The organism is Streptomyces bambusae (assembly GCF_020532645.1).
GTDB classification, from domain to species: Bacteria; Actinomycetota; Actinomycetes; order Streptomycetales; family Streptomycetaceae; genus Streptomyces; species Streptomyces bambusae.
In genome coordinates this window covers 33,772-58,425 of sequence record NZ_JAJAUZ010000012.1, presented here as the reverse complement: position 1 = coordinate 58,425, position 24,654 = coordinate 33,772, and the positions used below count along the sequence as shown (strand labels likewise).

The following is a 24,654-nucleotide window of genomic DNA, read 5'->3' as shown; positions in this document are numbered from 1 at the left end:
GGCGGCAGTTTGCGCGCGTCGAGGAGTTCCGCCGGGACCTGGGCCAATCCGGTGATCCGTGGGCCGCTCCGGGCCGGTCGACTGGAAATCGGGGAGGGATTCCTCCACCGCGCCCTGCGGTGGCGCACCACGGTGCGTGACGACACACGGGAGAACCACCATGACGTCAGATCCCGACACGGCGGTCCGGCAGCAGCCCGCGGCACCGCCCGGCGGCTGCCCCGCAGCGGACGGCGGCGTCCACTTCTGGAGCCTGGACGACTTCGAGGCCCTGGACTTCGACCCGTTCCTGCACGACCGGCTGCGCGAGACCGGCGCCGCCCGCATCAAGCTCCCGTACGGCCAGGACGCCGCCTGGCTGATGACGCGGTACGAGCACGTCAAGCAGGTCACGACCGACCCCCGGTTCAGCCGCGGCGAACTGGTCGGCCGCATGGTCACCAGCTCGTCCCCGCACGCCATCGCCTCGCTGAAGGCCTCGATGAACTACGCCGACCCGCCGCGGCTCAACGTGATGCGCCGGGTCGTGGCCCGCGCGTTCACCGGCAAGAGCATGCTGCGGCTGCGGCCCGTCGCCCAGCAGACCTGCGACGACCTGCTCGACGGCATGGAGCGCGCGGGCGCCCCCGCCGACCTGGTCGAGCACCTGCACGGCCCGTTCCCGCTGATCGTGGTCAGCGACCTGCTCGGAGTGCCCGAGGAGGTGCGCCGGCACATGACCTCCTGGGCCGACATGATCATGGCGCCGGGAGCCGCGCCGTCCCGCAGCGCCGGCGCCCAGAAGACCGTCCGCGACTGCATGGTGGACCTGCTGGCACTGCGCCGGGAGGACCCGCAGGACGACCTCGGCGGGGTCCTCGCCGCCGCCACCCTGGCGGGCGAGATCGCGGAGGACGAGGCGGTGTCCATCGCCACCGCGATCCTCGTGAGCGGCGCCCACGCGGTCCGCAACAACAGCGCCAACATGGTGTTCGCGCTTCTCACCCATCCGGAGCACCTGGCACGGCTGCGCGCCGACCGGGGGATGATCCCGCAGGCCGTCGACGAGCTCCTCCGGTTCATCCCGCACCGCAGCGGCGTGGGCCTGCCGCGCGTCGCCACGGAGGACGTGGAAATGGGCGGGGTGCTGATCCGTTCGGGTGAGGCGGTCTACGCCTCCTACCTGGCGGCCAACCGCGACCCGGCGATGTTCTCCGACCCGGACACCCTCGACTTCGACCGCGGGCCGATCGCCCACATGTCGTTCGGCAACGGCCCGCACCACTGCGTGGGCTCGATGCTGGCCCGGATGGAGTCCGAGATCATCCTCGAAACGCTCCTCGACCGGTACCCGAAGCTGGCCCTCGCGGTGCCCGCCGAAAGCCTCGAATGGCAGACCGGCGCACTGATCCGCGGGCCGCGGACCCTGCCGGTGACCTGGTGACGGGCCGCCACGAGATACGGGTCACCGGGGGCGACCCGGACCACATAGAACTGGCGGCGCTCACCGCCGCCCTGCTCGCGGTGGCGCGGCACCGGCACCGGCACGCGTCCGGTGGCCGGCCCGCGCCGCCACTGCACCGCCCGACGTGGACCCGCAGCCGGCCGGGCCCGGCACATCCGGCCCAGTCCTGGCAGGTCCACGCCCACCGGAGGTTCGGCTGACGGGCCTCTCGCACACGAAGTACCGCCGCCCGGGCGGGAGCCGTTCACCGGCTCCGCCCGGGCGGCGGCGTCATGCGGCCCGGATGCCGGTCAGGGGCAGCCGGAGAGGGTGCTGCGGATCCGCTCCCCGGTCGAGGAGTGCCGGACCTTGCACTCGTCGGCAGCGGGGCCGCCGTCGACCTGGCCGTAGCCCGGCCCGATCACCAGCTGGGTGTCTTCCCTGCCGCGGATCTTGTCCCGCCCGGGGCCGCCCATGATGATGCCGGCGGACTCCACGCCGACCGCCTTCGGCTCGATCACGTCGTCCTCGCTGCCGCCGAGCACCCGGCCGCCGAGGTCGACCGTGCCGGTGGTGATCCGGTCCTGGCCGTCGTTGCCGAAGACCTGGCCGCCACCGCGCTGGAATTCACCCGGCTGGCCCATGACGCTGCCCGTGGTGATCGTGTCGTCGCCCATGTCGCCGCGGACCTCGGCGCCGTGCTCGGCACTGCCGTACACGAGGGCGGTGATGATCGTGTCGTTGCCGTCGTCGCCGCGCACCATGGAGTCGCCGGTGGCGGGCACGAGGTTGTTCACCTGGATGCTGTCGTCGCCGTCGCCGCCGAGCACCTGCGCGTTGACGACCATCCCCTTGACGCGGATGTAGTCGTTGCCGCCGGCGCCCCAGATCACGACGTTCCGCACGTCGTTCTCGCATTCGATCCGGTCGGGGCCGGAGGTGCCCTGCACCATGCGCGAGGGCGGTGCGTCGGCGCCGTTGACGCGGCACGAGAAGACCGGCAGGTCCGAGGCGTGCGCGGGCGCGGCGGTGAGCAGTCCCGCCGCGACGATCGTTGTGGTCAGTACGTGGATTGCCGCGCGAGCGGACGCAGGTCGCATGGGGGACTCCCGAGAGGTTGGAGGGCGGGTCGCGGGCAGTGCGCCCGCCCGGGTGCAGGTGCACCGGAGCGGCCCCGCGGTGTCGCCACCGCGGGGCCGCAGGCCGTCACTTGTTGATGCACACGTTCCCGGCCGCCGGATTCAGCGCGCCGATCACATTCACCGAGTTGCCGCACAGATTGATCGGAATGTGGATGGGGATCTGCACGACGTTGCCCGACAGCACGCCGGGGGAGCCCACCGCGATGCCCTCGGCGTGCGCGTCGGCGACGGCGGAACCGGTCGCGCCGACGACTCCCGCGGCGGCCAGGCACAGGGCGGCGATGGTGGTACGGATGCGCATTTTCCACTCCCGGATGAAGGGGGCTTTTCGGACAGCGACGATGAAACCGCGGGCACCGGCCGGGGCCCGGCATTGACCCGGCCGAGGGCGGGGCTCACGCTCACGTCCTGGGCTGCAGGCGCACCGCCGACGGCTGCACCGGAGCCGCCGGACCCGCGCTGACCTGCGTGTCCGTCTGCAACTGCGGAGGCCCGACGAGCGCGCTGCCGGCCAGCCAGGACCGCCAGTCGAGGTTCCAGTCCCCGAATCCGTTCCCGAACGGAGTCATCGGTGCCCCGCCGCTGTTGACCACCTCGACGACGTCGCCCTCGCGGACCGTACGGAAGAACCACGCCGCGTCCGCCGTGCTCATGCCCGTGCACCCGTGGCTGACGTTCTCCTCGCCCTGCGCGTCCACCGACCACGGGGCGGCGTGGATGTACTCGCCGCTCCACGTCACCCGGGTGGCCCAGTACACCTTCAGGTCGTAGAACTCCCGGGTGCCCCGCTTGATGCCCACGGAATCCCCGCGCATCCGCACCTTCGGCTCCTTGCGCAGCACCACCTTGATGCCGCTGCGGGTGCGGAACCCGGCCTTCCCGGTCGTCACCGGCAGGGTCCGCAGCAGCCGGCCGTTGCGCCGCACGGTCATCCGGTGGGCGGCCGAATCGGTGACCGCCTCCACCCGGTCCCCGATCACCAGCCGCAGCGGCTCGGACGGCCCGCCGTGCCGGCCGTTGCCGAACTCCACCCCGTCCAGGCCGCTGCGCACCAGGATCACCGTGTGCGCGGGCCAGTACGCACGCGGCCGGTAGTGCAGGGTCTGCGCGTCCACCCAGTGCCAGGAGCCCTCCACCCGTGGCTCCGAGGTCACCCGCAGCGCCCGCTCCACCCGGGACCGCCCGTCCCGGTCGGCGGCGGGCACCGGATGGCTGAGGTCGGCCGTCAGGACCTGCCCGGCGCCGTACGTGCCGGAGCGCGGGCCGAAGGACACCGTCAGCCGGTCGTCGTCGGCCGCCGGGGCGGTCGCGAACGCCATCGTCGCCCCGACCGGCGTGCCCGCCCCGTTCTCGGCACCGACGTGCACCGTGTACGTCTCGCCCGCACGCAGCGGGTCGGTGGCCGACCAGCGCTGCCCGTCCGCGCTCAACTCGCCGCCCAGATGGCGCCCGTGGCCGTCCCGTACGGTCACCTCGCCGAGCACGCCCCGCCGGGCCAGCGCGATCTCGAACGGTCCGGCCGCGGAGGTCGGCGCGCCGTGGTCGAGCAGCGTGCGGGGGACACCGGCGGGCAGCGCCTCGGGCAGCAGGCGGCCGGCCCCGCCGACCGTGGCCAGGACCGTCTGCCGGCGCCAGCCGGGACACACCCCGGACCGGAACGCACCGACGGCGCACGGGGCGGCGGCCGGACTCCCCGCCCGGCCGCCGTCCGTGGCGAGCACCCGGCCGACCAGCACGGCCACCGGGGCGTTCGCGCCCCGATCGGGCTGCCCGCCGGGGGAGTTGCCGCTGCCCGGCGCCCGCCCGGGGGCTGCGGCGACGACCAGCAAGGCCCCCGTCACCGCGGCCGTCGCACTCCACACCCGCGCCCGTCGTACCCGCGTCCTGGTCACCGCTGCCCTCCCGGTTTCTGCCGCCGCCTGGAGAGCATCAGACCGGTTGCCGGGCCGAAAGGATGATCATGGACTCGGGTCTGCGGCCGAACGGGTCACCCAAGAGGACTCGGACGGAGCAGCCGCCGGGCCCGCGCGCCCGCCCGTGGTCAACACGGCGCCCGTCCGGAGCGGCGGCGGCTCACCCGGCCGGGTGGAACTCCCGTACCGGAGGGGGAAGTCGGGGCCATTGCCCTACGGATCGGGGCCGCGCGGGCCGAAGGGTACGGGCAGTCTCCGCGCAAGCCAGAGGGGTCCTCATGTCCGCAGTCAGACCGGCCCGGCCCGGCCGCCGCAGGTGCGCCGCGGTGCTCCTGCTCGCCTTCGCCCTCGTACCGCCGGGCGCGGTGCGGGCGGCGCCGGCGCCCGCGGCGCCCGATCCGGGGTTCGGGCGCGACGGCCGGGTGCTGACCGACCTGGCCGGTACCGAAGACGTGCAGGACCTCGCGGTGCAGGCCGACGGGCGGATCCTCACCGTGGGGACCCGTTGGGCGGCCGGCCGGCCGGGGGACTTCGCGGTGGTGCGGCACCGGCCGGACGGCGCCCTCGACCGCGGGTTCGGGACGGGCGGGGCCGCCCTCGCCGACCTCGGCGGCGACGACGTGGCGGACGGGGCGGCCGTGCAGCGGGACGGCCGGATCCTCGTGGTGGGCCGCAGCTCGGGGCCGGGCCGCGGGTGCTGCCGGTTCGCGGTGGCCCGGCTGTTGCCGGACGGGCGGCCGGACCCGGGGTTCGGTACCGGCGGGCGGGTGCTCGCCGCGTTCCCGGGCGGCACCGCGGAGGCCCATGCGGTGGCGGTGCGGCCGGACGGGCGGATCGTGGTCGCGGGGCGCGCCGGGCCGGACTTCGCGCTGCTCCGGCTGCGCGCCGACGGCACTCCGGACCCGGGGTTCGGGCACGGCGGGCGGGTGGTGACGGCCTTCCCGGGCGGCGGGGCGACGGCGTACGACCTGGTGCTGCTGCCGGACGGCGGGGTCGTCGCCGCCGGCCAGTCGGGTTTCGCCGCACCGGAGTTCGCCGCCGACTTCGCGCTGGCCCGCTACCGTGCCGACGGCCGGCTCGACCCCGCCTTCGGGACCGGCGGCCGCGTCACCACCGGCACCCCCGCCGAGGACGGCATCCGAGGCGTGGCCCTGCACCCCGACGGCCGGCTGATCGCCGCCGGGTACGCCGGCCCCGCGGAAGCGCTCCTGCGCTTCGGCCCGGACGGCCGCCCCGACCCGTCCTTCGGGCCGGCCGCCCGGCCCGCCCCCGCCGGGTCCGGACCGCCGTCCTTCTCCCGCGCGTACGACGTGGCGGTCGGTCCCGCCGGCCGGATCCTCACCGCCGGCCGCACCCCCGCCGGCTTCACCGTCACCCGCCACCGCCCCGACGGCCGCCCCAGCGGCCGACACACCCCCCCTCTGCCCCACGGCCCCTACGCGGAGGCCCGCGCGGTGACCCTCCTCCCCGACGGAACCGCCTACGCCGCCGGCCTCAGCGGCAACGACCGGGCCCTGTCACGGCACTTCGTGCCCGTGGCGGGGGCGGGGCGGAGCCTCGCGCCGGCACGTGCGGCACTGCCCGGCGCCCAGGTGCCGGGGGCCCGCGCGTGGGGGCCGCCCCGTGCCGCTCCGGCGCGCGGGGCTCCGCAGCGGCGGGGTCCGGCCGCTGCCGCCCCTGCGCGGGACGCCTCGTCGGCCGCCCCCGGGGGGCCGGCCCCCGCGGCTCCCGCGCAGGACGCCTCGTCGGGCGCGCCGGCGGAGAGCCCGTCCACCGGCGTTCCGGCCGTCGTCCCGGTGGCGGCGTACGCGCCCGGCGGGGCGGTGAGCGGGAGCCCCGTCCCCGGGATCGAAGGCTGGTGCCGGTACGCCCTGCCCGGCTGGCTGCGTGAACGGATGGGGCGAACGGGCTGACGGAGCGGGGCCGTGTGGCAAGCGATGCGGGGCGGAGCCCGGGGTAGGCGTGACAGGCCTGGTTAAAGCGCTCCGATGGGTGCCTTAAGCCGAGCTCAAGAACCGTGGCCGGGGCACCGGTTCGGGCTGATGTCCGAATTGTGGTCGCTAGCGTGCTGTCCGGTCCTCCACCCCCGTACCGCAGAGGCAGGCACGTCATGGGCAGCAATTCACACCGTCGCAGGGCGAGCGGCACCGCGAAGGCGGTGGGGGCCGTGGCGGTCGCCGCGGCCGTCGGCGGCGTTGCCGTCGCGCTCACCGGGACCGCGCAGGCCGCCTCCGTCGGCGCCGCCTTCACCCGGGCGAGCAGCTGGGGCACCGGCTACACCGGCCAGTACGTCATCACCAACCGCGGCGACGAGCCGCTCACCGACTGGACGCTGGAGTTCGACCTCCCGGCCGGCACCGCGCTCGCCTCGCTCTGGAACGGCGAGAAGACCGTCAAGGGGAGCCACGTCACCGTCCGCCCGGCGCAGTGGGACCGGCAGGGCATCGCCCCCGGCGCCTCCGTGACCGTCGGCTTCGTCACCTCCGCCGAGCGCGCGCCCGGCAGCCCGACCGGCTGCCGCATCAACAAGGTGAAGTGCTCCGCCGGATCCGGCAGCACCCCCGAACCCGGCGGCCGCCCCACCACGAAGCCGACCGCCACGGTCCAGCCGACCGTCAAGCCGACCGCGAAGCCGACCGTCAGGCCGACCACCGAGCCCACCGCGAAGCCCACCGCCACCCCGACCCGGCCCTCCGGCGGCGGGAAGTCCGCCGGCTTCGCCCCGTACGTCGACACCTCGCTCCACCCGGCGTTCGACCTGCTCGGCACCGCCGCGCAGACCGGCGTCAAGGAGTTCAACCTCGCCTTCGTCACCTCCGGCGGCGGCTGCACCCCGCGCTGGGGCGGCGTCACCGACCTCGCCTCGGACCGGGTCGCCTCGCAGATCGGGGCGCTGCGCGCCAAGGGCGGCGACGTCCGGGTCTCCTTCGGCGGCGCCGCCGGCTCCGAACTCGGCCTGGCCTGCACCTCCGCCGCCGAGCTGGCCGCCGCGTACGGCAAGGTCGTCGAGACCTACGGGCTCACCAAGGCCGACTTCGACATCGAGGGCGCGGCGCTGCCCGACACCGCCGCCAACACCCGCCGGGCGCAGGCCATCGCCCTCCTGCAGAAGAAGCACCCGGGCCTCGACGTCTCCTTCACCCTCCCCGTGATGCCCGAGGGTCTCACCCAGCCCGGCATCGACCTGCTCGCCGACGCCCGGCGCAACGGAGTGAGGATCTCCGCCGTCAACATCATGGCGATGGACTACGGCCCCGCGTACAGCGGGGACATGGGCGGGTACGCCATCCAGGCCGCGACCGCGACCCAGGCCCAGGTCAAGAGCGTGCTCGGGCTGTCCGACACGGCCGCCTGGAAGACCGTGGCGGTCACCCCGATGATCGGCGTCAACGACGTCACGACCGAGGTGTTCACCGTCGAGGACGCAGGACAGCTGACGGCCTTCGCCCGCAGCAAGGGCCTCGCCTGGCTCTCCATGTGGTCCGGTGCCCGCGACCGGCAGTGCCCCGGCGGCGCCAAGAACCAGGCCGACGCCACCTGCTCCTCGATACTCCAGGCCCCGCTCGCCTTCACCAAGGCCTTCGCCGCCCGCGGCTGAGGCACCCGCCCGCGGGGCGCCCCGTCACGAGGGGGCGCCCCGCAATCACTCCGTGCACAGGTGTTCCCTTGGGCACGCCCCGCCTCCTACGGTCTGTCCAGCACGTTCCGGATCAGGAGGCAGCGAAGTGGCGCAGGACCTGGACATCGAAGAGCTCGTGGCCGCGATGAGGGCGGTCGACACGGCGGCCGGGCTGCTCGACGAGGCGCTCGCCGTGTACGAAGGCCGCGGCCTCCAGCGCACCGGCGACGACTTCAAGGTGGCCGGCGGCGCCGTGCAGACCCTCCAGGGCGCCGAGGAGATGGCCCGCGGCACCCGCCGGTTCCTCGCCGAACTCGCCCAGGTCACCGGCTACGCCACCGCCGGCCTCGGCGACCGCGCCCACCCGAGGCTCGCGCAGGCGCGCACCGGGTACGCCGGGGTGTCCGGCGGCGGCGCCCGCATGGCCCGCCCGCTGCTCGGCCAGACCGTCGAAGCGCTGCACCTGCTGCTCGCCACGGGCTTCTTCGACGCGGAGTTCACCGCCGGCGTCGAGCAGGTCCTCAGGGCGGAGCGGGCCACCTACCCGGACCCGTCCACGTTCCGCATCCCGGCCGGCGCGGACCGCTGAGGCAGCGGCCCTCACGCCCCGCCGTCCGCCCCCCGCTCCCCGGCCGGCGCGTCCGGCCACACCCCGATGTGGTCCTGCTCCAGTTCCAGCATCACCCGGTGCTCCATGGCGAGCGCCGCGGTGTACTCGGCGGGCAGCTGGAGCCGGCCCGCCCGGTCGAGCATCGCGTACTCGCGGGCCACCAGCGACTCCTGGCCCTGCGCGTCCACCTCCGTACGCCGCAGCACCTCCGAGGACGTACGGCCGTCGCGGATCGCGACCGTGCGGCGGACCTCGTCGGCGACCGCCTGGTCGTGCGTGACGATCACGATCGTCGTGCCCAGCTCCTCGTTGGCCCGGCGGAACGCCGCGAACACCTGCTCGCCGGTCGCCGAGTCCAGCTCGCCCGTCGGCTCGTCCGCCAGCAGCACCGCGGGGCTGTTGGCGAGGGCGACCGCGATCGCCACCCGCTGCTGCTGCCCGCCGGACAGCTGCACCGGCCGCCGGTCCGCGCACTCGCCGACGCCCAGCATCGACAGCAGCTCCCGGGCCCGCTCCGCCATCGCCGCCTTCCGCGGCCGCCCCCGGCCCCGCAACTGCATCGGCAGCGCCACGTTCTGGGCGGCCGTCAGGTACGGCAGCAGGTTGCGGGCCGTCTGCTGCCAGACGAAGCCGACCACCTCGCGCCGGTACGCCAGCCGCGCCTTCGCGTCCATGGCCAGCAGGTCCCGGCCCGCGACCTTCGCCGCCCCGGCCGTCGGCACGTCCAGCCCCGCCAGGATGTTCATCAAGGTCGACTTGCCGCTGCCGGACGCCCCGACCAGCGCCATCAGCTCGCCGTCCTGCACCAGCAGGTCGAGCCCCTGGAGCGCCTGCACCTCCACCCCGTCGGTGGTGAAGATGCGCACCAGCCGGTCGCAGGCGATCAGCGCGTCATGACCGTACGAGGGCCGGTCCCGCCGGGCCGCCGCCCGCCGCTCCAGCTCGCCGAGGCTCGGCTGCACGGCCGCCGTGGTGTCTGTCATCGTCCGTCTCCTGCTCTGAGTTCCGTGATCGATCCGCGGCGGCCCGCCCACCAGGCCTGGCCGGCGGCCACCGCGCCCGCCAGCAGCACCACCGCGGCCGCCGGCAGCAGCAGCGACCAGGCGTCGGCCCGCAGACCGGCGCCGTCCACGGAGACCGCCCCGCCCGGCGCGGCGGCCAGCGCCAGACGCGGCAGGTCGATGCCCGGTGCGAGCAGCGCCACCGTGGCCCAGCCCACCAGCAGCCCGCCGCCGGCCGCCAGCAGCGCCTGCGGGAGTGCCTCCAGGCCCAGCAGCCGCCGGCCCTGGCGGGTGGTCAGGCCCATCGTCCGCAGCCGGGCCAGCAGCGCCGTGCGCTCCCGGGCCGACTGCAGCAGCGCCAGCACCAGCGCGATCACCCCGAACCCGGCCCCCGCGAGGGCCGCGGCCGCATAGATCCGGGTGGCGCCCACCTGGAGCGGAGAGTCCGTCAGCGCCGCCCGGGCCTCGCTGCGCACCCGTACCGCGAGGTCCGCACCGGGCGCCCCGGCCGCCGCCCGCAGCGCCCCGGCCGACAGGCCGGAGCCGGTCACCAGCAGGGCCGTCGGCGGCTGCGGCTTCAACCGGGCCGCGTCCACCAGCAGGAACCCGGACCGGGGCGCGGCCGGCGTGTGCGGCCGCACCTCGGCCACCCGTACGGTGACGTCCCGGCCCTGCAGGCGGAGCGTGCGCGTCCCGCGGCCCAGCCGCTCCGCCACGTCGGGGGAGGCGACCGCGTGCAGCACCTCGCCGGTGCCGCCGAGCGCCCCGGCCGGGAACGCCCCGATGCCGACCCGCGCGGACAGCGCCGCGTACGGCTGCGGTTCGACGGCGATGACGGTCAGCGGCCGGTTCTCGGTGATCCCGCCGCCGCGGTACAGGCGGGCGGTGCGCTCCACCCGGACCGCCGTCACCGCGCGGACCCCCGGCGCGCCCCGCAGTGCCTGGTCGGTGCCCGCAGGCAGGGCGACGCCCTCGCCGGACGAGGAGACCAGGGCGTCCGCGCCGGTCGACAGCAGCGCCGCCCGGTCCCGGGTGTCGGCGATGCCGGCGAGTACCGACCCGCCGAACGCGGCCGTGGTCAGCGCGATCAGCAGCGCCAGCACCGGCAGCGCGCCGGTGGCCGCGGACCGGCCGGCCCGCGCCAGCGACAGGAAGGCGATCGCGCCGCGCAGCCGGCCGGCCGGACCGGCCAGCAGCCGCAGCGGCAGCGGGTACAGCCGTACCAGCACCAGCGCGGCGATCAGGCCGACCAGCACCGGCGAGGCCGTCACCAGCAGGTCCCCGCCGTCCGCGCCGCGCCGCCGGAGCGCGGCGACCGACCCGGCGGCCAGGACCAGCACGGTCAGTTCGGCGACCAGGCGGCGCCGGCCGGGCCGGGCCCGCACCAGGTCCTCGCGGCCGCCGCGGGGCTGCGGCCGGCGGTGCCGCACCGCGGCCCGCAGCGGCAGCACCGCGCAGGCCAGCACGGCCACGGCGGCAGCGCCGAGGACAGCGGGCAGCAGCCGCGCCCCGGGCACCAGCAGGACCGCCGCCAGCAGGCCGAGGCCCGCCGCGGGCAGTGCGACCACCGCGGTCTCGCCGAGCAGCCGGCCGGCGATCCCGGCGAGCGAGCCGCCACGCGAACGCAGCAGGGCCAGTTCGGCGTTGCGCCGGGTCAGCGCCAGGCCGCCGGCCATCGCCAGCACCACCGCGGCCACGGCCGCGATGCCGAACACGGCCACGCCCACCAGCCGTCCGATCGCCGTGCGCAGCGCGACGTGGTCGGCGAGGACCTCCTCCAGGCCGGTGGACACCACCGCGGTGTCGTCGGCCAGTCCCCGCATCCGCAGCAGTTCGGGTCCGCCCTCCAGCGAGGCCAGGCGGTCGAGCAGGGCGTCGGTGTCCCGGCCGGTCAGCCGGCCGCCGTCGGGCGCGAAGTGCCAGTACCGCTCCGGCATGGCCACCAGGTCGCCGGCCAGCAGGGCCGGCGCGGCGTCCGGGGCGATCAGCAGGCCGCCCTCCCAGTAGAGGGCCGGGGGTTCGCTGCCCGGCAGGACACGCAGTCCGGGCGTCCGTAGCAGCGGCTCGGCCGACCAGTACGACCGGGCGGGCTGTTGCGGGCGGACCACGCCGGTGATCCGTACGGTCATCAGCGGGTCCGGGACGCTGCCGAAGCGCACCACCGAACCGGCCTTCAGGCGCAGGGCGCGGGCCGTTTCCTCGGTGACCGCGGCCTCCAGCTCCCTGGTCCCGGCGGTCACCGTGGCCCCGCCGGCCGGCAGCCGGCCCGAGCGGACCACGGAGTGCGCGGCCAGGTCGGACTGGGCGAAGAACGTGAAGCGGGGCGGCACCCCGTTCGGCCGCGGCAGCCAGGAGTCGGCGGCCGTCAGCGCCCCGCGGCTGCGCACCCCGTACGCCGACTGCCGTGGGTCCGCGCGCAGCGGGGCGGGGAGCGCGGCGAGCGCCGCCCGGTAGGTCTGCGCGAGCGGCGCGGGCCGCAGCCCGTCCTCGCGGGCCGACATCGGGAGATCCGGCCTGAGCTGCGGCGACACCAGCTTCAGCGCGCTCGTGTCCGGCCGGGCGCCGGCGATCTCCCGCCGCAGCCCGTCGGTCTCGTACGCGTCCACGGCGCGCGGCAGCACGGCCGCGAGGAACGCGGACACCAGCACCAGGACGGCGAAGGCGAGGGCCGCGCCCGGAGCGGACACCAGCCGGGTCCGCACCCAGGGCGCCACGGTCCGCGCCCGGCGGGTGCCGCCGGGAGGGGGCGGGGTTCGGTCGGCCATCTCAGTTCTCCCCCTGGTGGCGGAGCGACACCGCCGGATCGGTGCGGCGGACCGCGACGGCGGCGGTGAGCAGCAGCGGCACCGCCGCGACCCCCGCCAGGAGCAGCGCCACCTGGGACACCGGCAGTTCGACGAGGACCTCGGGCACCGGCGCGGCCGCCTGTGCGGTCAGCACCACCAGCGGGACCACCGCCCGGGCCAGCGCGGTGCCCAGCGCCGTGCCGGCCAGCAGTCCGAGCGCGATCAGCACGCCCTGCTCGGCGGCCACCATCCGGGCCAGGCCCCGCTGCGGCGCGCCCAGCGCCCGCAGCACGGCGATCTCGGCGGAACGTTCCCGCAGTGAACCGGCCGCGCTCACCGCGAACCCGACCGCGGCCAGCAGCGCGGCGGCCACCGCCACGGCCAGCAGCGCGGCCCGCGGTCCGGCGCCGAGCGGATCGCCCAGCAGACCGGCGGCGGTCTCCGCACGGACGAGCACCTGACCGGGCTCGGTGCCGGGGCGGGCCCGCAGCACCTCGGCGAGGTCCGCGGAGGCGCCGGGCGCCGCGCTCAGCCACCACTCGGTGGCCGGAAGCGGGGTGCCCGCCTTGCGCAGCAGCGCGGCGTTGACGGCCCGCAGGTCCAGCAGCAGCGCGCCGCCGTCGGCCGCCGCCGGGGCGGCCGCGGAGTCCGTGGCGCCAAGACCTCCGGTGGGCAGCTCGCGGACCGCGCGGACGACCTTGACCCGCAGGCTCTGCCCGGCGAGTTCGACGTCGACGTCCTGGCCCGGCCGGGCACCGGAGGCCCGCAGGAACGCATCGGTGGCGACGGCCGCGATCTGTCCGTCGCCGGCCGGCCGCTCCAGGTCGAAGCGGACCGCGAACCGGGCGCCGGTCCGCGGTTCCGAACCGGTCTGGTACGCCATGTCCAGCAGCGCCGCGGCGGACGAGGCGCCCGGCTCCAGCCGGAGCTCGGCACTGCCCTCGCCGAGGACGTTGCTCGTGACGACGCCCTGCCACTTCAGACCCGGCAGGGCGGTGAGCGGACGGAGCCCGCCGGCCGGTCCGGCGGCCAGCAGCCGCTCCACGCGCAGCCGGTGGAACTCGGTGTCCTGCTCCGGGCCGGCGGAGGCCAGCCGCAGCCCGGTCAGCTCCAGCGTGCCCGGCCCGGCCTTCCGGCCGGCACCCGCGCCGGCCGCGCCCAGGTCGACGGTGACCCGGTGCGGGCGTCCGTCGACCGGTACCCTCCCGGCCTCCACCCGGTGGCTCAGCCCGTGCCCGTCGGTCAGCAGCAGGGCGACCTCCGACACCAGCCCGGACGGGGACCGGCCGCCCGGCTTCCCGTCGGCGGACAGGCGTACGTCGACGGCCAGCTGCCGGGTGCCGGCGGGCAGCGGCAGCACCGGCCGGACCTGCCGCGCGTCGGGCGCGACCGCCCGCAGCACTGCGTCCGGGTGCCCGCCCGCCAGGTCCGGGCGCAGCAGCAGACCCTCCTGCGCGTGCGCCGTGTCCAGGGCGACGACGGTGCCGGTGCGGCTGCCGGGCAGCCCGACGGACGCCCGGTGGGCGGGCGCGACGGCCCGCACGCCCGGCGCGGCCGCGTACTCCCCGGCGCGGCCGAGACCGCCGGGACGCGCGTCGAGGACCCGTACCGAGGCGCCGGTGCGGAAGTCGGCCTGGTCGCGCTGCGAACGGTCCCACGAGGCGCCCTGCCCGATGGCCAGCATGCCCATCGACACGGCGAGCACCAGCAGCAGCACCGGGCCGGCGCCGCGCAGCGGGCGGCGGCTGAACTGCCAGCCCGCCAGCGCCGTCACCAGCCCGCGGCCGCCGGCGGCCCGCCGCTCGGCCAGCCGGGCGGCCGGCGGCAGCAGCCGCAGCGTCACGACCGTGCCCGCCAGCAGCGCCAGTGCGGGCGCCGCGACCAGCAGCGGGTCCACCCCGAGGTCGCCCTCGCGGTCACCGCTCAGCACCCCGCTGCCGGTCTGCCGCTGCAACTGCCAGTAGGCGACGCCCGCGACGAGGAGCAGCGCCACATCGGCACCGGCCCGGACCGGCCCCGGCAGCGAGCCGCCGCGCATCCGCCGCAGTCGTACCGTCGCCCCGGCGGCGGCCAGCGCCGGCGAGACCACGGCCACCGCACAGCATGCGGCCACGCCGGCGGCCACCAGCCACACCGGCCACGGCGGCACCGCGCCCAGCCGGAGGCCGGATGCGGAACCCAGGGCACTGGGCGCGAACCGGCCCGCCAGCGGTCCCGCGGCCAGCGGGGCGACGACCGCCGCCGGCACCGCCAGCAGCAGCGCCTCCACCGCTGCCAGACCCGCGATCCGCCCGCGCGAGGCCCCGCGGGCCCGCAGCAGACTCGTTTCGCCGGACCGTTCCACGCTGAGCAGCCGCGCCACCAGCAGCAGTGCGTACCCGGCGAGCAGCACCAGCTGCACCGCCACCATCAGCAGCGTGGAACGGGCCACCAGCAGGGCCTGCTCGGTGCGCTCCAGCACCACGGGCAGACCGGTGACCGACGTCGACTTGCCGGCGAACGCGGGGTCCGCGTCGAGCCGTTCCGGCCCGCGGACCGCGGCGGCCTTCAGCGCGCCGATCCGGTCGGTGGTCAGGCCCGCGAAGTCGGCGGTGGCCAGCCAGCCGGTGCTGCCCTCCGCGACCCGGCCCGGCGCCAGCGCCGACGGATCGGCGAGCAGCGGCCCGTAGGTGGTGAACACCAGCTTGCGCATGCCGCGCCCGCCGACCGGATCCAGCTGCCAGTACGGATCGGCGGTGTCGGCCGCCTTGTAGACGCCGGTGACCTGGACGGTCAGGGGGCCGCCGGAGAGCCGGTCGGTGAGCGAGATCCGGGCGCCCGGCCGGACCTTCAGCAGGTCCGCGGCGACCGCGGGCAGCGCCACCGGCACCGGCTGCCGGCGGTCCGCCGGCGCCGGCCCGGGCAGCGCGCCCGCCACCAGGACGACCCGGGACCGGTCGAGCGCGGCCAGGTGCGTCAGGTCCGGGTCGCCCGTGCGGTCGGAGGCGGCCCGCAGGGAGCGCGGCAGGGCGTACGGGCCCGAGCGCTCCATCTTCCGCAGCGTGACGGGCAGTCCGGCGAAGGTCTCCCGGGCGCCGCGCTCGGCGGCCTGCTGCGCCGCGTCCCGGCGCGGCCCGGCGACGTCCGCGGTGACGACCAGCGCCGCCGCGGCGGCGGCCCGGCCGCGCAGGGTCTCGCGCAGCGCGGCGTCGCCCACGGAACCGGAGAAGGCGGCCAGGGCCGCGAGCACACACGTCGTCAGCAGTACGGCGAGCAGCGCGGCGGCGAGCAGCAGCCGGTGCGCTCCCGCACGCAGAAAGATGAACCCCGTCACGAACTACCAGCCCCCGTACCATGCCCCGCTCGGTACGGCTTTCTATCAGGAATCCGTTCTGTGCAACATCCCATCCGATAACCGGAATGTCACCCTGTAGGCCCGGATCGTTGCCCCCGGCGCGGGCGCCTGCCCATACTGGGCGCCGACCGAGGGACGTACGGGGGAGCACCAGCGATGACGGAGCACACGGTCCGGCCGGACATGCACACGGACCCGGCGGACGGGGCCGGGCCGGGCCCGGAGGGACGCGGCGGCGCGGACGGCAGCGCCATGGTCACGGTGACGGACCTGCACCGCTCGTACGGCAGCGGGCCGGCGGCGGTGCACGCACTGCGCGGGGTCTCGTTCGAGATCGGACGCGGCGAACTGGTCGCGCTCAAGGGCCGCTCGGGCTCCGGCAAGACCACGCTGCTCAACCTGGTCGGCGGGCTGGACACCGCGGACAGCGGGCGGATCGTGATCGACGGCACCGAGCTGACCGGCCTCGGCGAGGACGGACTGCTGGCGCTGCGCCGGGACCGGATCGGGTTCATCTTCCAGGGCTTCGGCCTCATCCCCATCCTCACCGCGGCCGAGAACGTCGGCGTGCCGCTGCGGCTGCGCAAGGCCGATCCGCGGGAGCGCGACGAACGGGTCGCGCTCCTGCTGGAGTTGGTCGGCCTCGGTGACCACGCCGCGCAGCGGCCCGACGAACTCTCCGGCGGCCAGCAGCAGCGCGTGGCCATCGCCCGCGCCCTCGCCAACCGGCCCAAGCTGCTGATCGCCGACGAGCCGACCGGGCAGCTCGACGCGCAGACCGGGCTCGCGGTCATGGAGCTGCTGCGCTCGGTGGTCCGCAGCGAGGGGACCACGGCGCTCGTCGCCACCCACGATCCGCAGCTGCTGGGGCTGGCCGACCGGGTGCTGGAGCTGAGGGACGGGGAGATCGGCGAGACGAGCGCGGTGGGGGCGGGCACGGCGGGCTGAGGCTCCGGTATCCGCACCACGAATCAAACAAGATCCAACATCGCCGGAGCGGCCCGGCAGGCCGCCCGGTCAGTGGGACGACGGTGCCGCCGGGGCCACGGGTGCTGCCGGGGCCGCCGCCCTGGTCGTCGCCGGGGCGACGACCAGTTCGCCCACCGCCTCCGCCAGCACCTCCCGGGCCGTCTCGGGCAGGGCCTCGTCCGTCACGAACCAGTCCGCCTCCGTCAGCGCGGCGAAACCGCTGAGGCCCACCACGCCCCACTTGCTGTGGTCGGCCACCACGACCGTCCGGCGGGCCGAGGCGACCAGGGCCCGGTTGGTCTGCGCCTCCGCGAGGTTGGGTGTGGTCAGCCCGGCCCGCTCCGACACGCCGTGCGCGCCGAGGACCAGCAGGTCGGCGTGGAGCGAGCCGATCACCAGATCGGCCAGCGGGCCCACGAGGGCGGCCGAGGGGGTGGGGGAGCCTCCGGTCAGCAGCAGGGTGGGCGCTCCGGTGCCGGGCTCGCGGGCGGCGCCGCGGACCAGGTCGGCGACCGGCAGCGAGTTGGTCACGATCGTCAGGTCCGGTACGCCTGCCGCCAGCAGCCTGGCGGCCACCGCGTGCGCGGTGGTGCCGGCCGAGACCGCCACCACGCTGCCCGGCTCCACCAGGGCCGCCGCCGCGTCGGCGATCGCGGCCTTCGCGTCCTCCTGGAGGCCCGACTTGGCTTCGAAGTCCGGCTCCTCGCCACGGGCCGCGGATCCCGTGGCGACCGCACCGCCGTAGACCTTCTCCACCGCACCGCGGCGGGCCAGCGCGTCGAGGTCGCGGCGGACGGTCATGTCCGAGACGCCCAGCTGCTCGACCAGCTCCGCCACCCGCACCGCGCCGTCGCGCCGGACCGCCGCGAGGATGAAGGCCCTGCGCTGGTGGGCCAGTTGCGCCGGCTGCTCGGCCACGGATGCCTCCTGGGGTTCGCCTCAACCTAACACGATCGATTCTGTTGAATTCTATGTGATGTTGTTTATTCTTGGCGGGTGAAGAAGAGCATCACGAAACTCGCCGACGGTCGTGAGCTGATCTACTACGACTCCGCCGCGGACGCCGTACGCAACGCTCCCGACCTGCGCCCCCTCGACCCCGTCCGCAGCAGCCCCGAGCTGCGCCGCGACGAGGCCACCGGTGACTGGATCACCATCGCCTCGCACCGGCAGGGCCGTACTCACCTGCCGCCCGCCGACGCCTGCCCGCTGTGCCCCACCCGGCCCGGACGGCCCAGCGAGATCCCCGACGCCGACTACGAGGTCGTCGTCTTCGAGAACCGCTTCCCCTCCCTCTCCGGGGCCGCCGGCCGCTGCGAGGTGGTCTGCTTCACCCCCGAACACGACGGCGGCTTCGCGGGCCTCACCCCCGGGCGGGCCCGGCTCGTGCTCGACGCGTGGACCGACCGCACCGCCGAACTCGGCGCGCTGCCGGGGGTGGAGCAGGTCTACTGCTTCGAGAACCGCGGCGCCGAGATCGGCGTGACGCTCAGTCATCCGCACGGCCAGGTCTACGCGTTCCCCTTCGTCACCCCGCGCACCGCCAAGATGACCGCCGCGGCCGCCGCGCACCGCGCCGCCACCGGCGGCAACCTCTTCGAAGACCTGCTTGCCGCCGCCCGCAACGCCCCCGAGCGCATCGTGGCTGCCGGCGAGCACTGGACCGCCTTCGTCCCGTACGCCGCCCGCTGGCCGTACGAGGTCCACCTGTACCCGCACCGCCGGGTCCCCGACCTCACCCGTCTGAACGAGGCCGAGCGGGCCGAATTCCCCCACCTCTACCTGGACTTGCTGCGCCGCTTCGACCGGCTGTTCACCGGACCGGGCGCCGCTGCCGGTGCCCGGCCCACCCCGTACATCTCCGCCTGGCACCAGGCGCCCCGCCACGGCGGCGGGGAACTCGCCCTGCACCTGGAGCTGTTCACGGTCCGGCGGGCCGCCGACAAGCTGAAGGTGCTGGCGGGCGCGGAGTCCGGCGCGGAGGCCTTCATCAACGACATCAGCCCCGAGACCGCCGCCGCCCGCCTGCGCGAGGCCCTCGCATGAGCCTGCCCGCCGCCACCGGCGCCGCGTTCCGGCAGGTCTTCGGCGAGCCGCCGGCCGGTGTGTGGGCCGCCCCCGGCCGGATCAACCTCATCGGCGAACACACCGACTACAACGACGGGTTCGCCCTCCCGATGGCGCTGCCGCAGACCACCGTGGTGGCGGTCCGGCCCCGCACCGACGGGCTGCTGCGCCTGCACAGCACCCGTGGCGACGGCCGCGTCACCGTACTCGACACGGAGGCACTCGCACCGGGTGCGGCCGACGGCTGGGCCCGCTATCCGGCCGGGGTGCTGTGGGCCCTGCGGGAGGCCGGCCATCCGGTCGGCGGCCTCGACCTGCACGTCGACAGCACCGTGCCCGCCGGCGCCGGGCTGTCCTCCTCCGCGGCCCTCGAATGCGCCGTCGCCCTCGCCTGCGACGATCTCCACACTCTCGGCCTGCCGCGGACCGAGCTGGCCGGGCTGGCGCAGCGCGCGGAGAACGCCTTCGCGGGCGTGCCCTGCGGGATCATGGACCAGATCGCGTCCCTCTGCTGCACGGAGGGGGCCGCCCTGCACCTGGACAGCCGCAGCCTCGCGCTGCGGCAGGTGCCGTTCGACCTCGCCGCCGAGGGCCTCGGCCTGCTCGTCATCGACACCCGCGTCAGCCACGACCTCGGCGACGGGGCGTACGCGGCACTGCGGGCCGGATGCGAGCGCGCGGCCGGCCTCCTCGGGCTGCCCGCCCTGCGCGACCTGCCGCCGGGCGACCTGCCCCCGGCCCTCGGCGCACTGCCGCCCGAACTGGTTCCCCTGGTACGGCACGTGGTGACGGAGAACGCCCGCGTCGGCGAAGCCGTCGCCCTGCTGTCCGCGGGCCGCGCCGCCGACCTGGGCCCCGTCCTCACCGCCGGCCACGCCTCGCTCCGCGACGACTACCGGGTCTCCTGCCCGGAAACCGACCTGGCAGTGTCCGCGGCCCTCGCCGCCGGCGCCCTGGGCGCCCGCATGACCGGCGGCGGCTTCGGCGGCTCGGTCATCGCCCTCACCCCCGCCGAAGCGGCCGGGACCGTCACCCGCGCGGTGACCGGGGCCTTCGCCCGAGCCGGCCACCGCCCCCCGGCGGTCCTCCGCGCCACCGCCGCCCCCGGGGCGCACCGGGCCGCACCGGCCGGCTGACGCACGGCCGGCTGACGCACGGCCGGCTGACGCACGGCCGGCGCCAGGATCCGACCGGGCCGCGTCCCGGGGGCGACCTGGCGCCGACCCGTCCGCGCCCGGGGCCGCCGGTTGGGTGGACCGCACCGACGCATCCACCACCCGAGGGGGCAACCGCCGTGCTGCCGACCGACTCCGTGCGTCCGCCGGCCATGGATCCGCGGACCGTCCTGCTGACCCGCATCAGCGCGTACATCGACCGCCACCTGGGCGACCCGGACCTGGGCCCGGCGGCCATCGCCGCCCACCACCACCTGTCCGTGCGGGCCCTCCACCTGCTCTTCCGCGGGGCTCCGGACACCGTGGCCGCGACCATCCGGCGCCGCCGCCTGGAGCACTGCCGCGCCGACCTGGCCGACCCCGCGATGAGCCACCGCACCATCGGCGAGACCGCCCTGCGCTGGGGCTTCCGGCACCAGGCCGACTTCAGCCGCGCCTTCCGGCGGGCCTACGGGACCGCCCCGCGCGAGATCAGGCCCGACGCTCCGAAGGCGTGCACCCGCTGCCAAAGACAGGCGTCACCCTCCCACGGCACAGTGAAGCCACAGCAAACCGGAAGCAATGGGGAGGAATCATGAACAAGCGTCTTGCCGCCCTGGCCGTGGCCGCCGCGGCCGTGGTCGGCCTGGCCGCCCCGACGGCCACCGCGACCGCCGCCGGCCGCACCTCGGGCGCGGCCACCACCGTCACCCGGACGGCGGGCCCGTCGGACGTCCGCTGGTACAGCGGCGGCGACTTCGAGGCCAAGGCGTACTCGGACTGCGGCGGCGGCTCGTGCTTCTTCCAGAACGCGGGCGGCGGGGGCTGGCTGTGGATCGTGCCCAGCTGCGGGCACCACGTGGTCCCGTCCTGGTTCGACGACCGCGCCAGCTCCGCGTGGAACCGCACGCCCACCCGCATCCACATCTACAGCGGCGGCAACTACACCGGCTACATGGGCACGGTCCCCGGCTGGTTCCAGGGCGGCCTGGCCGCCGCCCACAACGACCGCATGAGCTCCGTCTTCGCCGACTGCTGACCCGCAGGGACGCCGGCCGGCAGGGACGCCGGCCGGCAGGACCGCGGGGCAACGGGCGGGCCCGCGCGCCGGGGTACGGACACCCGGCGCGCGAGCCCAGGTCCGGCAGACGCCCGCGTCCGGCCGCCGGAGGGCCCGATTCAGCTCAGGGTGCGCAGCGACCGCGGGTCGTACGGGGACAGGTCCTCGAAGCGGCCGGCGAGCACCTTGGCCGCCCACCGGGGGTCCTGGAGCAGCGCCCGGCCGACGGCGACCATGTCGAACTCGTCCCGCTCCATCCGGTCGAGCAGTTCGTCGATCCCGTTGAGCGGAGCGCCCTCGCCCGCGAACGCGCGGATGAAGTCCCCGTCGAGGCCGACCGACCCGACCGTGATGGCCGGCTTGCCCGTCAGCTTCTTCGTCCAGCCCGCCAGGTTCAGATCGGACCCCTCGAACTCCGGTATCCAGTAACGCCGGGTCGACGCGTGGAAGGCGTCCACACCGGCGGCGGCAAGCGGGCCCAGGATCGACTCCAGCTCCTGCGGACTCTCCGCCAGCCGCGCGTCGTACGCCTCCTGCTTCCACTGCGAGTAGCGGAAGACGACGGGGAACTCCGGCGACACGGCCGCCCGGACCGCCGCCACGATCTCCGCCGCGAACGCCGCCCGCGCCACCGGGTCGCCGCCGTACGCGTCGGTGCGGCGGTTCGTGCCCGACCACAGGAACTGGTCGATGAGGTAGCCGTGCGCACCGTGCAGCTCGACCCCGTCGAACCCGATCCGCTCGGCCGCGGCAGCCGCCTCCGCGAAGGCCCCGATCACCTCGTCCAGGTCGGTGCGCGTCATCGCCCGCCCGGCGCCCTCGGTGCCGTCCAGCCGCAGGCCCGACGGACCGACCGCGGGGGCGTCGGCGAACGGCGGCTGGCCCTGCTCGCGGACCATGCCGATGTGCCACAGCTGCGGAACGATCGTCCCGCCCGCCGCGTGCACGGCCTCGGCCACCTTCGCCCATCCCGCCAGCTGCTCCTCGCCGTGGAACCGCGGCACCCGGTCGCTCTGCCCGGCCGAGGCGTGACCGACGTACGTGCCCTCGGTGACGACGAGGCCCACGCCGGCGGCGGCGCGGCGGGCGTAGTAGCCGGCCACGTCCTCGCCGGGGACGCCGCCCGGCGAGAACATGCGCGTCATCGGCGCCATGGCGATGCGGTTGGGGACGGTCAGCCCGTTCAGGGTGAGGGGGCGGGACAGGATCTCGGCCGCGCGCGAGGCGGCGGGCGCAGTGACGCTCACGAGGGGTGCTCCTCTGTGGAACCGGATGTCGGGGCGTGGGGGGCGGTACCGGGCACGCGTCCCGGGCCGGGCCGCGTGCGCAGTAGGCGACAGCCGCCGGGAGCGCCCCGGCATTCCGCCCCGGCCCGCCCCGGCGCTGTGATCCCGGCCACTCCCCGGGCCGTACCGCCCGACCGGAACCGGTACGCGGTGGCCGGATAGCATCGGCGAGTCCGACGATCTTGGAGGCCGCACCGTGAGCGCACCGCCGCACTTCCTCGTCCTGCCCGGCTACGAGGGTTCCGGGCCGGAGCACTGGCAGAGCCGCTGGGAGGCCGCCGACCCCGCCTTCCTGCGCGTGGAGCAGGCCGACTGGGACCGCCCGGCGCTCCCGGACTGGCTGGACGCGCTCGACGGGGCGCTCGCCGCCGCCCCCGACGGCCCCGTCGTCCTGGTCGCCCACAGCCTGGGCTGCGTCCTCGCCGTCCACTGGGCCGTCGAGCGCGCCGGGCGGGCCGGGCGGACCGTGACCGGTGCGCTGCTGGTCGCGCCCCCCGACATCGAGAACGCCGGCGTGGCCGCCCTCGACGGCTTCTGCCCGGTCCCGCGCAGGCCGCTGCCGTTCCCCGCCCTCGTCGTCGCCAGTTCGGACGACCCGTGGTGCCCGGCCGGGCGCGCGGCGGAGTTCGCGGCCGCCTGGGGCGCGCAGCTCGTCGTGGCCGGCGCCCACGGACACCTCAACTCGGCCTCCGGACTGGGCGACTGGCCCGCGGGCCGGGACCTCCTCGCCCGGCTGCACGGCTGACGGCCGCGGAACCGGGAGGCCCGCGTGCAGCAAGAGAGTGAGACCGGCAGCCCCGCCACCGTGCTCGTCGTCGACGGCGCCAACGTCGTCGGATCGGTCCCCGACGGCTGGTGGCGCGACCGCAAGGCGGCCGTCGAACGGCTCCGCGACCGGCTCGCCGAACGGCAGCAGGGTGAGGAGATCCTGCTCGTCGTCGAAGGCGCCGCCCGCGGCGTGGCCTCCGTACCCGGCGTACAGGTGCTGGACGCGCCCGGCGAGGGCGACGACCTGATCGCCGAACTCGCCGCCCGCCACGCCGACCGCGACTGCGTCGTCGTCACCGCGGACCGCGCCCTGCGCGCCCGCGTCCAGGCGGCCGGCGCCCGCTGCGCCGGCCCGCGCACCGTCCGCCCGGTGTAGGGGGTGTTGCGAAAGTCCCGCACGGCGCCCGCGGGGCCCGGCCGCCGCACCCGCGGACGGCATCATGGGCGCATGGACAGAATCGACCTCCACATCCTGCGCGAGCTGCAGCAGGACGGCCGGCTGAGCAACCAGGAACTCGCCCAGCGCGTCGGCCTCAGCGCCTCGCCGTGCATGCGGCGGGTCCGGCAGCTCGAACAGGACGGGGTGATCCAGGGGTACCGCGCGGTCGTGGACCCGGCGGCGGTCGGCCGCGGCTTCGAAGTCCTCGTCTCCATCGAGGTCCGCCGCGACCGCGAGACCGTCGAGGCCTTCGAGGCGGCGCTCCAGGACATCCCGGACGTCATCGAGGCGTACCGGCTGTTCGGCAGCCCCGGCTGCCTGCTGCGCATCGCGGTCGCCGACCTCGCCGCGTACGAACGCCTGTGGATCGAACGGCTCACCACCCTCGCCGGGGTCACCGAGGTCAACTCGCAGATCATCATGAAGCGGATCAAGGAACCACGGGGGCTGCCGGTCGACCGGTGACCCGCCGGACCGCACGCGCCGTAACCGGTTGACGGGCCGCGGTCCGCCGGGTTTCCTGCTGCGATGAGCGATCTTCGTATCGAGCAGGCCGCCGGCACGGACGAAACGGCCCTGCGGGACTGGCAGACCGTGCACAACACCGTCATCCCCACCGCCCCGCTCACCCTCGACGAGGTCCGCGAACGCGCCGGGCGCAACCGTCTCGACGTGGCGTACCTGGACGGCGAACTCGTCGGCTGCGCCACCGTCCGGCCGCCCGCCGACGGCTCGCCCGCGGCCACCGTCATCGCCCGCATCCTGCCCGGACACCGGCGCCGCGGCCTCGGCACCGCGCTGTACGGCCACGCCCTCGCCGTCGCCCGCCGGTTCGGCGCCGAGGACGTCGACACCTGCGTCCTCGCCACCAACGAGGACGGGCTGGCCTTCGCCCGGGCCCGCGGCTTCGTCGAAACGGAACGGTACGTACTCCCCGGCGACACCGTGCCGTTCGTCGACCTGCGCCTCACCTGACCGGCCCGGGGGTGCCCCGTGACCGCGGCTCCGTCGGACCCGTACGGCATGCTGGGCCCGTGGCCCCGATACCCTCCCAGCCCTTACCGGACGCGCAGCCGGCACCCG

General features: G+C 76.2%; 22 protein-coding genes. 14 read left to right on the top strand and 8 right to left on the bottom strand.

The genetic code is table 11. From position 1 onward, the window contains the following. Positions 1–160: 160 nt before the first annotated feature. Positions 161–1,423 carry a cytochrome P450 gene (locus LG634_RS11285; protein WP_226733583.1) on the top strand — a complete coding sequence of 421 codons (1,263 nt, stop codon included), beginning with the start codon at positions 161–163 and terminating at the stop codon, positions 1,421–1,423. Then, positions 1,420–1,644 carry an acyl-CoA carboxylase epsilon subunit gene (locus LG634_RS11280; RefSeq protein ID WP_226733582.1) on the top strand — a complete coding sequence of 75 codons (225 nt, stop codon included), beginning with the start codon at positions 1,420–1,422 and terminating at the stop codon, positions 1,642–1,644. Before LG634_RS11285 ends, LG634_RS11280 begins: the two co-directional genes overlap by 4 nt. A 90-nt stretch (positions 1,645–1,734) precedes the next feature. Here the strand turns inward: LG634_RS11280 and LG634_RS11275 are convergent, their stop codons facing one another. From LG634_RS11275 to LG634_RS11265, 3 genes are all read right to left on the bottom strand, one after another. Beyond that, the gene (locus LG634_RS11275) at positions 1,735–2,523 is read right to left on the bottom strand and encodes a hypothetical protein (protein WP_226733581.1); all 789 of its coding nucleotides are present in this window, start codon (positions 2,521–2,523) and stop codon (positions 1,735–1,737) included. Positions 2,524–2,629: 106 nt separating this feature from the next. Next, positions 2,630–2,866 carry a chaplin gene (locus LG634_RS11270; protein WP_226733580.1) on the bottom strand — a complete coding sequence of 79 codons (237 nt, stop codon included), beginning with the start codon at positions 2,864–2,866 and terminating at the stop codon, positions 2,630–2,632. Between the two features lie 100 nt (positions 2,867–2,966). Further along, complete coding sequence (locus LG634_RS11265; RefSeq protein WP_226733579.1) at positions 2,967–4,457, bottom strand: L,D-transpeptidase; 1,491 nt, start codon at positions 4,455–4,457, stop codon at positions 2,967–2,969. A gap of 299 nt (positions 4,458–4,756) precedes the next feature. On the opposite strand from LG634_RS11265, the gene LG634_RS11260 reads away from it, so the two are divergent. The 3 genes from LG634_RS11260 to LG634_RS11250 all read left to right on the top strand — a co-directional run bounded on the left by LG634_RS11260 (position 4,757) and on the right by LG634_RS11250 (position 8,686). After that, the gene (locus LG634_RS11260) at positions 4,757–6,391 is read left to right on the top strand and encodes a delta-60 repeat domain-containing protein (protein ID WP_226733578.1); all 1,635 of its coding nucleotides are present in this window, start codon (positions 4,757–4,759) and stop codon (positions 6,389–6,391) included. A gap of 197 nt (positions 6,392–6,588) precedes the next feature. Then, the gene (locus LG634_RS11255) at positions 6,589–8,076 is read left to right on the top strand and encodes a cellulose binding domain-containing protein (protein WP_226733577.1); all 1,488 of its coding nucleotides are present in this window, start codon (positions 6,589–6,591) and stop codon (positions 8,074–8,076) included. A 127-nt stretch (positions 8,077–8,203) separates the two neighbouring features. Next, positions 8,204–8,686, top strand: a complete 483-nt coding sequence (locus tag LG634_RS11250) for a hypothetical protein (RefSeq protein ID WP_226733576.1) — start codon at positions 8,204–8,206, stop codon at positions 8,684–8,686. An 11-nt stretch (positions 8,687–8,697) separates the two neighbouring features. Here LG634_RS11250 and LG634_RS11245 read toward each other — a convergent pair whose 3' ends face one another. From LG634_RS11245 to LG634_RS11235, 3 genes are read right to left on the bottom strand one after another with little or no spacing between them, the layout of a single operon-like run. Beyond that, a complete protein-coding gene (locus LG634_RS11245) occupies positions 8,698–9,690 on the bottom strand; it encodes an ABC transporter ATP-binding protein (protein WP_226733575.1) in 993 nt (330 codons plus the stop codon). Further along, the gene (locus tag LG634_RS11240) at positions 9,687–12,473 is read right to left on the bottom strand and encodes an FtsX-like permease family protein (protein ID WP_226733574.1); all 2,787 of its coding nucleotides are present in this window, start codon (positions 12,471–12,473) and stop codon (positions 9,687–9,689) included. Before LG634_RS11240 ends, LG634_RS11245 begins: the two co-directional genes overlap by 4 nt. A gap of 1 nt (position 12,474) precedes the next feature. Continuing rightward, positions 12,475–15,807, bottom strand: a complete 3,333-nt coding sequence (locus tag LG634_RS11235) for an ABC transporter permease (protein ID WP_226733573.1) — start codon at positions 15,805–15,807, stop codon at positions 12,475–12,477. Positions 15,808–16,080: 273 nt separating this feature from the next. Between LG634_RS11235 and LG634_RS11230 the strand changes: the two genes are divergently transcribed. Then, positions 16,081–16,776, top strand: coding sequence for an ABC transporter ATP-binding protein (locus LG634_RS11230; protein WP_226733659.1), 696 nt, complete (start codon positions 16,081–16,083; stop codon positions 16,774–16,776). 69 nt (positions 16,777–16,845) lie between these two features. Here the strand turns inward: LG634_RS11230 and LG634_RS11225 are convergent, their stop codons facing one another. Then, positions 16,846–17,715, bottom strand: coding sequence for a DeoR/GlpR family DNA-binding transcription regulator (locus LG634_RS11225; RefSeq protein WP_226733572.1), 870 nt, complete (start codon positions 17,713–17,715; stop codon positions 16,846–16,848). Between the two features lie 78 nt (positions 17,716–17,793). On the opposite strand from LG634_RS11225, the gene galT reads away from it, so the two are divergent. The 4 genes from galT (at position 17,794) to LG634_RS11205 (ending at position 21,057) form a co-directional block, all read left to right on the top strand. Continuing rightward, positions 17,794–18,843, top strand: coding sequence for a galactose-1-phosphate uridylyltransferase (galT, locus tag LG634_RS11220; RefSeq protein WP_226733571.1), 1,050 nt, complete (start codon positions 17,794–17,796; stop codon positions 18,841–18,843). Further along, on the top strand, positions 18,840–20,000 hold the full coding sequence (galK, locus tag LG634_RS11215; protein ID WP_226733570.1) for a galactokinase: 1,161 nt from the start codon (positions 18,840–18,842) through the stop codon (positions 19,998–20,000). The genes galT and galK overlap by 4 nt, the downstream gene beginning before the upstream one ends. Positions 20,001–20,158: 158 nt before the next feature. After that, a complete protein-coding gene (locus LG634_RS11210; protein ID WP_372482407.1) occupies positions 20,159–20,617 on the top strand; it encodes a helix-turn-helix transcriptional regulator in 459 nt (152 codons plus the stop codon). Beyond that, positions 20,614–21,057: a peptidase inhibitor family I36 protein gene (locus LG634_RS11205; protein ID WP_226733569.1), complete on the top strand. Its 444-nt coding sequence runs from the start codon at positions 20,614–20,616 to the stop codon at positions 21,055–21,057. The genes LG634_RS11210 and LG634_RS11205 overlap by 4 nt, the downstream gene beginning before the upstream one ends. 140 nt (positions 21,058–21,197) lie before the next feature. On the opposite strand, the gene LG634_RS11200 is transcribed toward LG634_RS11205, so the two are convergent. Next, positions 21,198–22,325, bottom strand: a complete 1,128-nt coding sequence (locus LG634_RS11200; protein ID WP_226733568.1) for an NADH:flavin oxidoreductase — start codon at positions 22,323–22,325, stop codon at positions 21,198–21,200. Between the two features lie 235 nt (positions 22,326–22,560). On the opposite strand from LG634_RS11200, the gene LG634_RS11195 reads away from it, so the two are divergent. From LG634_RS11195 to LG634_RS11180, 4 genes are all read left to right on the top strand, one after another. Continuing rightward, positions 22,561–23,109 carry an RBBP9/YdeN family alpha/beta hydrolase gene (locus LG634_RS11195; RefSeq protein ID WP_226733567.1) on the top strand — a complete coding sequence of 183 codons (549 nt, stop codon included), beginning with the start codon at positions 22,561–22,563 and terminating at the stop codon, positions 23,107–23,109. Positions 23,110–23,133: 24 nt separating this feature from the next. Then, a complete protein-coding gene (locus tag LG634_RS11190; protein WP_226733566.1) occupies positions 23,134–23,508 on the top strand; it encodes an NYN domain-containing protein in 375 nt (124 codons plus the stop codon). 72 nt (positions 23,509–23,580) lie between these two features. Then, positions 23,581–24,036, top strand: coding sequence for an Lrp/AsnC family transcriptional regulator (locus tag LG634_RS11185; protein ID WP_226733565.1), 456 nt, complete (start codon positions 23,581–23,583; stop codon positions 24,034–24,036). Between the two features lie 63 nt (positions 24,037–24,099). After that, the gene (locus LG634_RS11180) at positions 24,100–24,546 is read left to right on the top strand and encodes a GNAT family N-acetyltransferase (RefSeq protein ID WP_226733564.1); all 447 of its coding nucleotides are present in this window, start codon (positions 24,100–24,102) and stop codon (positions 24,544–24,546) included. The last annotated feature ends 108 nt before the right edge of the window (positions 24,547–24,654 follow it).